This is a genomic window from Pseudomonas sp. X10, from assembly GCF_054889225.1.
The window spans coordinates 2,525,548-2,539,437 of sequence record NZ_CM142677.1; the positions used below are offsets into that span (position 1 = coordinate 2,525,548).

General features: G+C 62.9%; 8 protein-coding genes. All 8 read left to right on the plus strand.

What is annotated here, in order from left to right:
* The first annotated feature begins 172 nt into the window (after window positions 1–172).
* The 8 genes from ACYU03_RS11645 (at window position 173) to tssC (ending at window position 13,866) form a co-directional block, all read left to right on the plus strand.
* On the plus strand, window positions 173–1,465 hold the full coding sequence (locus ACYU03_RS11645) for a serine/threonine transporter (protein ID WP_461890852.1): 1,293 nt from the start codon (window positions 173–175) through the stop codon (window positions 1,463–1,465).
* 158 nt (window positions 1,466–1,623) lie between these two features.
* Complete coding sequence (gene tpx / locus ACYU03_RS11650; RefSeq protein WP_461890854.1) at window positions 1,624–2,124, plus strand: thiol peroxidase; 501 nt, start codon at window positions 1,624–1,626, stop codon at window positions 2,122–2,124.
* Window positions 2,125–2,405: 281 nt separating this feature from the next.
* Window positions 2,406–3,677, plus strand: coding sequence for an MdtA/MuxA family multidrug efflux RND transporter periplasmic adaptor subunit (locus ACYU03_RS11655; RefSeq protein ID WP_461890856.1), 1,272 nt, complete (start codon window positions 2,406–2,408; stop codon window positions 3,675–3,677).
* On the plus strand, window positions 3,674–6,769 hold the full coding sequence (locus ACYU03_RS11660; protein ID WP_461890858.1) for an MdtB/MuxB family multidrug efflux RND transporter permease subunit: 3,096 nt from the start codon (window positions 3,674–3,676) through the stop codon (window positions 6,767–6,769). Before ACYU03_RS11655 ends, ACYU03_RS11660 begins: the two co-directional genes overlap by 4 nt.
* A 115-nt stretch (window positions 6,770–6,884) precedes the next feature.
* On the plus strand, window positions 6,885–9,995 hold the full coding sequence (locus ACYU03_RS11665) for an efflux RND transporter permease subunit (RefSeq protein ID WP_461890860.1): 3,111 nt from the start codon (window positions 6,885–6,887) through the stop codon (window positions 9,993–9,995).
* Window positions 9,992–11,479 carry an efflux transporter outer membrane subunit gene (locus ACYU03_RS11670; protein WP_461890862.1) on the plus strand — a complete coding sequence of 496 codons (1,488 nt, stop codon included), beginning with the start codon at window positions 9,992–9,994 and terminating at the stop codon, window positions 11,477–11,479. Before ACYU03_RS11665 ends, ACYU03_RS11670 begins: the two co-directional genes overlap by 4 nt.
* 311 nt (window positions 11,480–11,790) lie before the next feature.
* The gene (gene tssB / locus ACYU03_RS11675) at window positions 11,791–12,294 is read left to right on the plus strand and encodes a type VI secretion system contractile sheath small subunit (RefSeq protein WP_461890864.1); all 504 of its coding nucleotides are present in this window, start codon (window positions 11,791–11,793) and stop codon (window positions 12,292–12,294) included.
* Window positions 12,295–12,327: 33 nt separating this feature from the next.
* Window positions 12,328–13,866, plus strand: a complete 1,539-nt coding sequence (gene tssC, locus ACYU03_RS11680) for a type VI secretion system contractile sheath large subunit (RefSeq protein WP_461890866.1) — start codon at window positions 12,328–12,330, stop codon at window positions 13,864–13,866.
* Window positions 13,867–13,890: the final 24 nt, after the last annotated feature.

A 13,890-nucleotide genomic window follows, 5' to 3' on the forward strand; every position in this document is an offset into this window, starting at 1 on the left:
GGCGCTGACTCCTACACGGATGCAACCCAGGTGCAACCGTCCCTCGGACGGGGCTTTGCAAGTGCAACCAATCAGCGCACAATCGCGCCCCTCTTTTTTCGGTTGAGGTGCGCGAAGCGTCTGTTTCGCCACTCTCAGCCTGTTGCAGTCTTGCGAGTGGAGTTGCACCCGGATGAATGAGCAGGCCCCAAGCGCTGAACAGCGCTTCGAATCGACCCCAGCTGCCGCCCTTGGCAGTTGGTCCCGTCATGACACCACCTGGATGCTGGGCCTGTTCGGCACGGCCATCGGCGCCGGTACCTTGTTCCTGCCGATCAACGCCGGCCTTGGCGGTTTCTGGCCGTTGCTGATCCTGGCCTTGCTGGCCTTCCCGATGACCTACTACGCCCACCGCGGGCTGACCCGTTTCGTTCTTTCCGGGCGCGATGGCGGCGACATCACCGATGTGGTCGAGGAGCATTTCGGCATCACGGCCGGCGCCTTGATCACCGTGTTGTACTTCTTCGCCATCTTCCCCATCCTGCTGATCTACAGCGTGGCCCTGACCAACACGGTCGGTAGTTTCATGGAGCACCAGTTGCACATGACGCCGCCGCCCCGCGCGGTGCTGTCGTTCGTGCTGATCCTTGGCCTGCTGGCCATCGTGCGCTGCGGTGAGCAAGCCACGGTCAAGGTCATGAGCCTGCTGGTCTATCCGTTCATCGTCGCCTTGGCGCTGCTGGCCCTGTACCTGATCCCGCACTGGAACGGCGGTATCCTCGATAGCGCCAGCCAGGTCCCATCCGGCTCGGCCTTCCTGCATACCCTGTGGCTGGCGATCCCGGTGATGGTGTTTTCCTTCAACCACTCGCCGATCATCTCGGCCTTCGCCGTCGATCAGAAGCGCCGCTACGGTGCCAATGCCGACGAGCGCAGCGGCCAGATTCTGGCCCGCGCCCACCTGCTGATGGTCGCCATGGTGCTGTTCTTCGTCTTCAGTTGCGTGCTGACCCTGAGCAGCGCCCAGTTGGCCGAAGCCAAGGCACAGAACCTGTCGATCCTGTCGTACCTGGCCAACCACTTCAGCAACCCGAGCATCGCTTTTGCGGCGCCGCTGATCGCCTTCGTCGCCATCGCCAAGTCCTTCCTCGGCCATTACATCGGTGCCAGCGAAGGGCTCAAGGGCATCATCGCCAAGACCGGCCTGCGTCCGGGGGCCAAGGCACTGGACCGCGTGGTCGCAGCGTTGATGTTGGTGGTGTGCTGGATCGTCGCCACCCTCAACCCGAGCATCCTGGGCATGATCGAGTCGCTCGGCGGCCCGGTGATCGCGGCCATCCTGTTCCTGATGCCGATGTACGCTATCCGTCGTGTACCGGCCATGCGCAAGTACAGTGGGGCCATGTCTAACGTGTTCGTCGCAGTGGTGGGCCTGGTGGCCATGTCCTCGGTGGTCTACTCGGTGGTTGACGCGCTGCTGGGCTGAGGCCATGTAAAGGTGCCCGGGCCGGCTGTCGCCACCCGGGCATTTTTTTGTCCACAATATTTGTCCGGCAATACAACAATTTTTCGCAGCCCGTAGGTAGTTGGGCGCTTTCATGCTTAACTCAGGGTCCTTTTCAATTCCGCATAAGGATTCCGTTCATGGCTCAAGTGACTCTCAAAGGCAACCCGGTCCAGGTCAACGGTCAACTGCCACAGGCAGGTGCCCAGGCCCCGGCGTTCTCCCTGGTCGGTGATGGCCTGGCCGATAAGTCGCTCAAGGACTTTGCCGGCAAGCGCAAAGTGCTGAACATCTTCCCGAGCGTCGACACTCCGACCTGCGCCACCTCCGTGCGCAAGTTCAACGCCCAGGCCAATGACCTGGCCAACACTGTGGTGCTGTGCATCTCCGCCGACCTGCCGTTCGCCCAGGCGCGCTTCTGCGGTGCCGAAGGCCTGGAGAACGTGAAGAACCTGTCGACCCTGCGCGGCCGCGAGTTCCTGGAGAACTACGGCGTCGCCATCGCCGACGGTCCGCTGGCTGGCCTGGCCGCCCGCGCCGTGGTGGTGCTGGACGAGAACGACAAGGTCCTGCACAGCGAGCTGGTCGGTGAAATCGCCGAAGAGCCGAACTATGACGCGGCGCTGGCGGTGCTGAAGTAACAGCGGTGCGGCTTGTCTGTTGTCGATTGCACGAGTGGGGTAGGCGCTAACGGATGCTGGCGCCCGCCGATTTCAGGCAAGCCAAGGCGCGCCGTAATCGACAATCAGCACGAAGTTTCAACGGCCTGGCCCCTGCGCCAGGCCGTTTTCATTTACAGTTCATCGTTTTAGCAACGTCAGTTGAAGGTAAAGTCCCGGTAAAGGCCCTTTGCTAAAACAGAACGAGTGCTTATCGTTCACCCTCCCGAAGACGTCATTCTCGAACAAGGTTCGTTCAACCCATGCAAGCTTCTGTTTCCCGCTCCCCCCGTCGCTGGCTTGTCGGCCTGCTGATCCTGCTGCTGGTGGTCGCTTTGGCCTGGTGGTTGTGGCCTGCCACGACCGTGCAAAAGGAGCCGGCAGGCCGGGGCGGCAAGGGCGGGCGCCCGGGTTTCGGTATGTCCAGCGACCCGGTGCCGGTCCGTGTAGAGCCGACCAGGGTCGGCGACTTCCCGTTGTACTTCAAGGCACTGGGTACCGTGACCGCGACCAATACGGTGAACGTGCGCAGCCGCGTGGCAGGCGAGCTGGTCAAGGTGAACTTCCAGGAGGGCCAGCGGGTCAAGGCCGGCGACCTGCTGGCCGAGATCGACCCACGCCCCTACCGCATCGCCTTGCAGCAGGCCGAGGGCACGCTGGCGCAGAACCAGGCGCAGTTGAAGAACGCCCAGGTCGACGTGGCCCGCTATAAAGGCCTGTATGCCGAAGACAGCATCGCCAAGCAGACCCTCGACACTGCTGAAGCGCTGGTCGGGCAATACCAGGGCACCGTCAAGACCAACCAGGCGGCGGTGAACGATGCGCGGCTGAACCTGGAGTTCACCCAGATCCGCGCGCCGATCAGCGGCCGCCTGGGCCTGCGCCAACTGGACATCGGCAACCTGGTGGCAGCCAATGACACCGCCGCGCTGGTGGTGATCACCCAGACCGAACCGATCAACGTCGCCTTCACCTTGCCGGAAACCGAGCTGCCGACCGTGCTGGAGCGCTACCGCGCCGGTGCCGCCTTGCCAGTAGAAGCCTGGGACCGTGGCGACAGCAAGCTGCAGGCCACCGGTGTGCTGGGCAGCCTGGACAACCAGATCGACACCACCACCGGCACCTTGAAGTTCAAGGCCCACTTCGAGAACAAGGACCAGGCGCTGTTCCCCAATCAGTTCGTCAACGTGCGCCTGTTGGCCGACACCCTCAAGCAGGTGGTCCTGGCGCCCTCCGCGGCGATCCAGTTTGGCAACGATGGTACGTTTGCCTATGTGGTCAACAGCGAGAACAAGGTCAACATCCACAAGCTCAAGGTGGGCGCCAGCGATGGCGAGCACAGCGTGATCCTTGAAGGCCTGGCCGCTGGCGACCGGGTGGTGCTCGAAGGCACTGACCGCCTGAGGGAGGGCAGCCTGGTGGAGGTGGTGGAGGACAGCTCGCAGGTCCCGACCACCCCGGGCCAGCACCTGCAAGGCCAGGATGCCAAAGACGCCTCGGCCAGTGCCGGTGAGCAGCGCAAGGCGGGCGCATGAACCTCTCGCGGCTGTTCATCCTTCGTCCGGTAGCGACGACCCTGAGCATGCTGGCCATTGTCCTGGCCGGCTTGATCGCCTACACGCTGCTGCCGGTCGCGGCCTTGCCCCAGGTCGACTACCCGACCATCCGGGTCATGACCCTATACCCCGGCGCCAGCCCTCAGGTGATGACCAGCGCGGTCACTGCGCCGCTGGAGCGCCAGTTTGGCCAGATGCCAGGCCTGACCCAGATGGCCTCGACCAGCTCTGGTGGCGCCTCGGTGCTGACCTTGCGTTTCAGCCTGGACATGAACATGGACGTCGCCGAACAGCAGGTGCAGGCGGCGATCAACGCGGCCACTAACCTGCTGCCCAGCGACCTGCCGGCACCGCCGGTGTACAACAAGGTCAACCCGGCCGACACGCCGGTACTGACGCTGGCGATCACCTCGAAGACCATGCCGTTGCCCAAGCTCAACGACCTGGTCGATACCCGCGTGGCGCAGAAGATCGCCCAGACCAGTGGCGTGGGCATGGTCAGCATCGCCGGCGGCCAGCGCCAGGCCGTGCGCATCAAGGTCAACCCCGATGCCCTGGCGTCCGCCGGGCTCAACCTGGAAGACGTGCGTAGCCTGATCGGTGCCTCCAACGTCAACCAGCCCAAGGGCAACTTCGATGGCCCGACCCGGGTGTCGATGCTCGACGCCAATGACCAACTGCGCTCTCCCGAGGAATACGCCAACCTTATCCTGGCCTACAACAACGGCGCGCCACTGCGTCTGAAGGACGTCGCCGAGATCGTCGATGGCGCCGAGAACGAGCGCCTGGCGGCTTGGGCCAACGAGAACCAGGCCGTGCTGCTGAACATCCAGCGCCAACCAGGGGCCAACGTCATCGAAGTGGTCGATCGGATCAAGCAGATGCTGCCATCGGTCACCGACAACCTGCCGGCCGGCCTCGATGTCATGGTGCTCACCGACCGGACCCAGACCATCCGCGCCGCCGTGAAGGACGTGCAGCACGAACTGTTGATCGCCATTGTCCTGGTGGTGATGGTTACCTTCGTCTTCCTGCGCCGCTTCAGCGCCACCATCATTCCTTCGATCGCGGTGCCGCTGTCGCTGATCGGCACCTTCGGGGTGATGTACCTGGCCGGCTTCTCGATCAACAACCTGACCCTCATGGCCCTGACCATCGCCACCGGCTTCGTGGTCGATGACGCCATCGTCATGCTGGAGAACATCTCCCGGCACATCGAGGAAGGGGAGACACCGATGCAGGCGGCGCTAAAGGGTGCCAAGCAGATTGGCTTCACCCTGGTGTCGCTGACTTTCTCGCTGATCGCGGTGCTGATCCCGCTGCTGTTCATGGCCGATGTGGTCGGCCGGTTGTTCCGCGAGTTCGCCATCACCCTAGCAGTGGCCATCCTGATTTCCCTGGTGGTGTCCCTGACCCTCACTCCGATGATGTGCGCGCGGCTGCTCAAGCGCGAGCCGAAGGAAGAAGAGCAGGGCCGCTTCTACCGGGCCAGCGGTGCCTGGATAGACTGGCTGATCGAGCACTATGGCCGTGGCCTGCAGTGGGTATTGCGCCACCAACCGCTGACCCTGCTGGTGGCAGTGGCCAGCCTGGTACTGACCGTGCTGCTCTACCTGGCGGTGCCCAAGGGCTTCTTCCCGGTGCAGGACACCGGCGTGATCCAGGGCATTTCCGAAGCGCCGCAGTCGACCTCCTTCACCGCCATGAGCGAGCGCCAGCAGGCCCTGAGCAAGGTGATCCTGCAGGACCCGGCAGTGCAGAGCCTGTCGTCCTATATCGGCGTGGACGGCGACAACGCAACCCTCAACAGCGGCCGCCTGCTGATCAACCTCAAGCCCCATGGCGAGCGGGATGTCACCGCCATGCAAGTAATCACCCGCCTGCAGCCGCAGTTGGACAAGCTGGTCGGCATCCGTCTGTTCATGCAGCCGGTGCAGGACCTGAGCATCGAGGACAGGGTCAGTCGCACCCAGTATCAGTTCAGCCTGTCGTCCCCGGACGCCGAGTTGTTGTCGCAGTGGAGCGGCAAGCTGGTTCAGGCCCTGCAGCAGCGTCCCGAACTGACCGACGTGGCCAGCGACCTGCAGGACAAGGGCCTGCAGGTGTACCTGTTGATCGACCGCGACGCTGCCAGCCGCCTGGGCATCAATGTCTCGCAGATCACCAATGCCCTGTATGACGCCTTCGGCCAGCGGCAGATCTCCACCATCTACACCCAGGCCAGCCAGTACCGCGTGGTGCTGCAGGCCGCGGCTGCGGCCACTCTCGGCCCCCAGGTGCTGGAGCAGATCCACGTCAAGACCAGCGATGGCGGCCAGGTGCGGCTGTCGAGCCTGGCGCGCATCGAGCAGCGCCAGGCGCAACTGGCGATCTCCCATATCGGCCAGTTCCCGGCGGTGATGATGTCGTTCAACCTGGCGCCCGGCGTGGCCCTGGGTGAAGGGGTCAAGGCGATCGAGCAGGTGCAGCAGGACATCGGCATGCCGATTGGCGTGCAGACCCGCTTCCAGGGCGCCGCCGAAGCCTTCCAGGCTTCGCTGTCGAGCACCTTGCTGCTGATCCTGGCGGCGGTGGTGACCATGTACATCGTCCTGGGCGTGCTCTACGAGAGCTACATCCACCCGGTGACCATTCTCTCGACCTTGCCGTCGGCGGCTGTCGGCGCTTTGCTGGCGCTGATCCTCAGTGGCAACGACCTGGGCATGATCGCCATCATCGGCATCATCCTGCTGATCGGTATCGTCAAGAAGAACGCGATCATGATGATCGACTTCGCCCTCGAGGCCGAGCGCAACCAGGGCATGGACCCACAGGCGGCGATCTACCAGGCGGCGCTGCTGCGCTTCCGGCCGATCCTGATGACCACCCTGGCGGCGTTGTTCGGCGCCGTGCCGCTGATGCTCGCCACCGGTTCCGGCGCCGAGCTGCGCCAGCCCCTGGGCCTGGTGATGGTTGGCGGGCTGTTGGTCAGCCAGGTGCTGACACTGTTCACCACGCCGGTGATCTACCTCTATTTCGACCGGCTTGCACGCCGCTTCGGCAAGCGCGGCCTGGCAGGAGAAGTGGCGTGAATGGGGTTAGCTACAAGCTTCAAGCCACAGGCTTCAAGCGGATCGAGCTGTATGCGAAATCAACGGCTGAACTCACACCTACTTGCAGCTCGAAGCTTGCAGCTAGGAGCTTCCTGTGAACCTGTCCGGTCCGTTCATCCGCCGTCCTGTGGCGACCATGCTGCTGAGCCTGGCGATCATGCTGCTCGGCGGTGTCAGCTTTGGCCTGCTGCCGGTGGCGCCGCTGCCGCAGATGGATTTCCCGGTGATCGTGGTCCAGGCCAACCTGCCGGGCGCCAGTCCCGAGGTCATGGCCGCCACCGTGGCCACGCCGCTGGAGCGCCAGCTGGGCAGCATCTCAGGGGTCACCACCCTGACCAGCCGCTCCAGCCAGGGCTCGACCCGAGTGATCCTGGGCTTCGAGCTGGGGCGCGATATCGATGGCGCTGCCCGGGAGGTGCAGGCCGCGATCAACGCCACGCGCAATCTGTTGCCCAGCGGCATGCGCAGCATGCCCACCTACAACAAGATCAACCCTTCCCAGGCACCGATCATGGTGCTGTCGCTGACTTCCGACGTGCTGCAGAAGGGCCAGCTCTACGACCTGGCTTCGACCATCCTGTCGCAGAGCCTGTCCCAGGTGTCGGGGGTAGGGGAGGTGCAGATCGGTGGCAGTTCGCTTCCGGCGGTGCGCATCGAGCTCGAACCGCAGTTGCTCAACCAGTACGGGGTCGCCCTGGATGACGTGCGCACGGCCGTGGCCAATGCCAACCAGCGCCGGCCCATGGGCTTCGTCGAGGATGCCGAGCGCAACTGGCAGGTACGGGCCAACGATCAGTTGGAGACGGCCAAGGACTACGAACCACTGGTGATCCGCTACCAGGATGGCTCGGTGCTGCGACTGAGCCATGTGGCCAAGGTCACCGACGGCGTGGAGAACCGCTACAACAGTGGTTTCTTCAACGACCAGGACGCGGTGCTGCTGGTGGTCAACCGCCAGACTGGCGCCAACATCATTGAGACCGTCGAGCAGATCAAGGCACAGTTGCCGGCCCTACAGTCGCTGATGCCGGCCAGCGTCAAGCTGGACGTGGCCATGGACCGCTCACCGGTGATCAAGGCGACTCTCCAGGAAGCCGAGCACACCCTGCTGATCGCTGTGTTCCTGGTGATCCTGGTGGTCTACCTGTTCCTCGGCAACCTGCGTGCCTCGCTGATCCCGAGCCTGGCGGTGCCGGTGTCGCTGGTCGGCACCTTCGCGGTGATGTACCTGTGCGGCTTCTCGTTGAACAACCTGTCGCTGATGGCTCTGATCCTGGCCACCGGCCTGGTGGTGGATGACGCCATCGTGGTCCTGGAGAACATCTCCCGGCACATCGAGGAGGGCCAGCCGCCGATGCGGGCGGCCTTCCTGGGGGCCAGGGAAGTGGGCTTCACCCTGCTGTCGATGAACGTCTCGCTGGTGGCGGTGTTCGTTTCCATCCTGTTCATGGGCGGTATCGTCAAGGCATTGTTCCAGGAGTTCTCCATCACCCTGGCGGCGGCTATCGTCGTCTCGTTGGTGGTCTCCCTGACCCTGACCCCGATGCTCTGCGCGCGCTGGCTCAAGCCGCACCAAGTCACCCGCCAGACCGGACTGCAACGCTGGAGCGAGCAGGTCAACAAACGCATGGTCGCCGGCTACGACCGTACCCTGGGCTGGGCCCTGCGCCATAAACGCCTGACCCTGATCAGCTTGCTGGTGACCATCGCCGTCAACATCGGCCTGTACGTGGCGGTGCCCAAGACCCTGATGCCGCAGCAGGATACCGGCCAATTGATGGGCTTCATCCGTGGCGATGACGGCCTGTCCTTCACCGTCATGCAGCCGAAGATGGAGATCTACCGCCGCGCCTTGCTGGCCGACCCAGCGGTGCAGAGCGTTGCCGGCTTCATCGGCGGCAACAGCGGCACCAACAACGCCATGGTGCTGGTGCGCCTGAAGCCGATCAAGGAGCGCAAGCTCTCGGCGCAGCAGGTGATCGAGCGCTTGCGCAAGGAGTTGCCCAAGGTGCCGGGCGGGCGCTTGTTCCTGATGGCCGACCAAGACTTGCAGCTCGGCGGCGGCGGCCGCGAGCAGAGCAGCTCACAGTACCTCTACACCCTGCAGAGCGGCGACCTGGCGGCGTTGCGCGAGTGGTACCCGAAGGTGGTAGCGGCTGTGCGTGCGCTGCCGGAGTTGACCGCCATCGATGCCAGAGAGGGCAGAGGTACCCAGCAGATCACCCTAGTGGTCGATCGCGACCAGGCCAAGCGCCTGGGCATCGACATGGACATGGTCACCGCCGTGCTGAACAACGCCTACAGCCAGCGCCAGATCTCGACCATCTATGACAGCCTCAACCAGTACCAGGTGGTCATGGAGATCAACCCTAAATACGCCTGGGACCCCAGCACTCTGGAGCAGGTGCAGGTGATCACCGTCGATGGCGCGCGGGTGCCGCTGTCGTCCTTCGCCCATTACGAGAACAGCCTGGCCGATGACCGGGTCAGCCATGAGGGACAGTTCGCCTCCGAAGACATCGCCTTCGACGTCGCCGAAGGTTACAGCCCTGACCAGGCGCTGATGGCCGTGGAGCGCGCAGTGGCCAAAGTCGGCCTGCCGGAGTCGGTGATCGCCAAGCTTGGCGGCACCGCCGACGCCTTCGCCAAGACCCAGGAGGGCCAACCGCTGATGATCCTCGGCGCCTTGCTGCTGGTGTACCTGGTCCTTGGGGTCCTCTATGAAAGCTACATCCATCCGCTGACCATCCTTTCGACCCTGCCGTCAGCCGGTGTCGGCGCCTTGCTCGCCCTCTATGCGACAGGGGGGGAGTTCAGCCTGATCTCGTTGCTGGGCCTGTTCCTGCTGATCGGTGTGGTGAAGAAAAACGCCATCCTGATGATCGACCTGGCCCTGCAGTTCGAGCGAAATGACGGCCTGAGCCCCGAGGAGTCGATCCGTCGCGCCTGCCTGCTGCGCCTGCGGCCGATCCTGATGACGACCCTGGCGGCCATCCTCGGCGCCTTGCCACTGCTGCTGAGCAGCGCCGAGGGCGCGGAAATGCGCCGCCCGCTGGGCCTGACCATCATCGGCGGCCTGGTATTCAGCCAAGTCCTGACCCTTTACACCACGCCGGTGGTCTACCTGTACCTGGACCGCCTGCGCCACCGTTTCAACCGTTGGCGCGGCGTGCGCACCGACGCTGCCCTGGAAACCCCGCTATGACCTTTGCCCAGACTCCTCTTCACCGCGCCCTGCAGCGCTTGCCTCGAGGGCGCGGTTCGCGCTTGCTCGGCGCCGGCCTGTGCCTGGTGATGCTCAGCGCCTGTACCCTGAGCCCGGATTACCACCGCCCCGAGCTGAGTACCCCGGCGCACTTCAAACAGGCCGAAGGCTGGACCCAGGCCAACCCTTCCGACGCCATGGCCCGTGGCGCCTGGTGGGAGTTGTATGGCGACAGTGGACTCAACGCGCTGGTCGAAGCGCTCAACAGCAACAACCAGACCGTCGCCCAGTACGAGGCCCAGTACCGCCAGGCCCAGGCCCTGGTGCGCAGCAGCCGCGGCGCGTTGTTCCCCAGCCTCGACCTTTCCGTCGGCAAGACCCGCTCAGCCCAGGGCACCGGTAGCAGCAGCTCCAGCCTGAGCAACAACAGCAGCGGTATACGCGACACCTACAACGCGCAACTGGGCGTGAGCTGGGAGCTCGATCTCTGGGGCAAGCTGCGTGAAGGCCTGGCGTCGGATGAGGCGAGCGCCGAAGCCAGCCTGGCCGACCTGGCGGCGATCCGCCTGAGCCTGCAGTCGGAGTTGGTGCAGAACTACCTGCAACTGCGGGTCATCGATGAGCAGAAGCGCCTGCTGGAAGCCACGGTGGCGGCCTATGAACGTTCACTGAAGATGACTCAGAACCAATACCGCGCTGGCGTTTCTGGACGTGACGCGGTGGCCCAGGCGCTGACCCAACTGAAAAGCACCCAGGCCGACCTGATCGACCTGGCCTGGCAGCGTGCCCAGTACGAGAATGCCATTGCCGTGCTACTGGGCAGAGCCCCGGCCGATTTCGCCCTGGCCGCCAGCGACGACATCCCGGCGTTGCCGCAAGTGCCCGTGGCGCTGCCCTCGCAACTGCTGGAGCGACGCCCCGACATCGCCTCGGCCGAGCGCAAGGTCATGGCCGCCAACGCCAGTATCGGTGTCGCCCGCGCCGCCTACTTCCCTGACCTGTCCCTGAGCATGAGCGGGGGTTACAGCAGCAGTAGCTTCAACGACTGGATCAGCCTGCCCAACCGCTTCTGGTCGGTCGGACCGCAACTGGCCATGACCCTGTTCGACGGTGGCCGGCGCAGCGCCGAAGTCGACCGCACCGTCGCCGTCTACGACCAGACCGTGGCCCAGTACCGGCAGACCGTGTTGACCGGTTTCAAGGAAGTGGAGGACTACCTGGTCCAACTGAAGGTATATGCCGACGAAGCCGTGGTGCGTGACGAGGCCCTGGCTGCTGCGCGCGACTCCTTACGCCTGACCGAGAACCAGTACAAGGCCGGCCTGATCGGCTACCTGGACGTGGTCAACGTACAGACCACCGCGCTGAGCAACGAGCGCAGCGCGCTGACCCTGCTGCAGGGCCGCTTGCTGGCCAGTGTGCAACTGATCACCGCGCTGGGTGGTGGCTGGGATGCGCAGGGGGCGTTTGCCGAGGCTGAGTGATACGTGTGTCGCCGTTGCCCCTTGTGCAATGCAGGGGGCGCGCAGCGATCCCAAAGCAAACGGCAGATCTCTTAAATAAGCCGCATCGGCTGTCAGGTTTGTCTTGCTCTAAAAAACTTGAAGTTTGATTGATCTGGGTCAGTACGTTAAAAGTTCCTACTCTATCTAGGAAATATTCGCTTGTAAGTTCGTTCTTACATGCCAGTAGGGCATTTCTCAACTGTATTCCAGGGGTGGAAATACCCAGGGAGCCACTCCATTATCCGTTGGCCAACTTTTTTGGCGAATCCATGGACGGGACTGGAGGGAACATGGCTTCAAGTAGTTTTCAGAATGAGGTGCCCAAGGCACGGGTCAACATTAAGCTCGACCTGCATACAGGTGGGGCGCAGAAGAGTGTCGAACTACCCCTGAAACTGATGTTGATGGGCGACTACAGCAATGGCAGGGAGCAGCGCTCTTTGTCCGGGCGAGAGAAGGTCGACATCAACAAGAACAACTTTGACAGTGTCCTGGCTGAATATGCGCCGAGCCTCAGGCTGTCGGTGCCAGACGCGCTTGCCAGCGCTGAAGCCGATATGGCTGTCGAGCTCTGTTTCGAGGGAATGAGAGACTTCGAGCCCGAGCAGGTGGCACGCCAGATACCACAGCTTCGCGCCTTGCTGGCAATGCGTAATCTACTGCGCGATCTCAAGTCAAACTTGCTGGATAACTCAACTTTCCGACGAGAGCTGGAACACATTCTGAAGGATGAAATACTCAGTAATGAGTTGCGCACAGAACTGGCGGCTTTACCTGCTCGAATAGACCGCTAACTAGTTTCAGTTCATTTCAAGGAAGTTAATTTCATGTCCGTAGAACACACTTCCGTGCCTCCGCACGGCGCTACAGTGCTGTCTGAAGGAAGCCACGGGGTTTACGCTGAGTTGTTCGGCAAGATCAACCTCAGCCCCATTTCGCAGATGGGAGGGATCGAGGTCTTCCAGCATCCCGAGGCACTCTCCGAGGTGTCCGCCGATGAGCGTGTGACCGCCGCCGTGAGTGTCTTTCTGAGGTTGCTGGAGCAATCCGCACAGAAGGTCGAACGGCTGGACAAAGTTCTGCTGGACCAGCACATCGCGGCACTGGATGCACAGATCAGCAGGCAATTGGACGCGGTGATGCACCATCCCGAGTTTCAGCGTGTCGAGTCGACCTGGCGTGGTGTCAAATCCTTGGTCGACCAGACCGATTTTCGCCAGAACGTGCGCATCGAACTGCTGGATGTCAGCAAGGATCATCTGGTCCAGGATTTCGAGGATGCGCCGGAAATCGCCCAGAGCGGTTTGTATCTGCACACCTATACCCGGGAGTACGACACCCCGGGCGGAGAGCCGATCGCTGCAGCCATTTCCAACTACGAGTTCGACCGCAGCCCACAAGATATCGCCTTGCTGCGCAACATCGCCAAGGTGGCGGCAGCGGCGCACATGCCCTTCATTGGCGCAGTTGGCCCCGCCTTCTTCGGTAAGGCCTCGATGGAGGAGGTCGCGGCCATCAAGGACATCGGCAACTATTTCGACCGTGCCGAATACATCAAGTGGAAGTCTTTTCGCGACAGCGATGATGCGCGCTACATCGGACTGACCATGCCGCGGGTCTTGGGGCGCCTGCCATATGGACCCGATACTGTGCCAGTACGCAGCTTCAACTACATCGAGAACGTCAGGGGCCCGGACCACGGCAAGTACTTGTGGACCAATGCCGCCTTCGCCTTCGCCGCGAACATGGTCAAGAGCTTTATCAACAACGGTTGGTGCGTACAGATTCGCGGGCCGCAAGCGGGGGGCGCAGTGACCGACCTGCCGATCCACTTCTATGACCTGGGCACTGGCAACCAGGTCAAGATCCCTTCGGAGGTGATGATCCCCGAGACGCGCGAATTCGAGTTCGCCAATCTCGGTTTCATCCCTCTGTCGTACTACAAGAACCGTGACTACGCCTGTTTCTTCTCGGCCAATTCGGCCCAGAAGCCAGCCTTGTACGACACCGCCGATGCCACTGCCAACAGCCGGATCAACGCCCGACTGCCCTACGTCTTCCTGCTGTCGCGCATCGCCCATTACCTCAAGTTGATCCAGCGCGAGAACATCGGTACGACCAAGGATCGACGCCTGCTGGAGTTGGAACTGAATAAGTGGGTGAGTGGCCTGGTTACGGAAATGACTGACCCGGGCGATGACCTGCAGGCTTCGCATCCGCTGCGTGAGGCCAAGGTGGTCGTCGAAGACATAGACGACAACCCCGGTTTCTTTCGCATCAGGCTGTTCGCCGTGCCGCACTTCCAGGTGGAAGGCATGGACATCAACCTGTCGCTGGTTTCGCAGATGCCCAAGGCCAAGACCTGAGTCCACTCGTAAGGAATCGACACC

What these genes read in the sequence shown, in the direction of transcription:
- ACYU03_RS11670 (WP_461890862.1), top strand. Translation starts at nt 9,992, where the DNA reads ATGACCTTTGCCCAGACTCCTCTTCACCGCGCCCTGCAGCGCTTGCCT.
- ACYU03_RS11660 (WP_461890858.1), top strand. Translation starts at nt 3,674, where the DNA reads ATGAACCTCTCGCGGCTGTTCATCCTTCGTCCGGTAGCGACGACCCTG.
- tssB (WP_461890864.1), top strand. Translation starts at nt 11,791, where the DNA reads ATGGCTTCAAGTAGTTTTCAGAATGAGGTGCCCAAGGCACGGGTCAAC.
- tssC (WP_461890866.1), top strand. Translation starts at nt 12,328, where the DNA reads ATGTCCGTAGAACACACTTCCGTGCCTCCGCACGGCGCTACAGTGCTG.
- tpx (WP_461890854.1), top strand. Translation starts at nt 1,624, where the DNA reads ATGGCTCAAGTGACTCTCAAAGGCAACCCGGTCCAGGTCAACGGTCAA.
- ACYU03_RS11645 (WP_461890852.1), top strand. Translation starts at nt 173, where the DNA reads ATGAATGAGCAGGCCCCAAGCGCTGAACAGCGCTTCGAATCGACCCCA.
- ACYU03_RS11655 (WP_461890856.1), top strand. Translation starts at nt 2,406, where the DNA reads ATGCAAGCTTCTGTTTCCCGCTCCCCCCGTCGCTGGCTTGTCGGCCTG.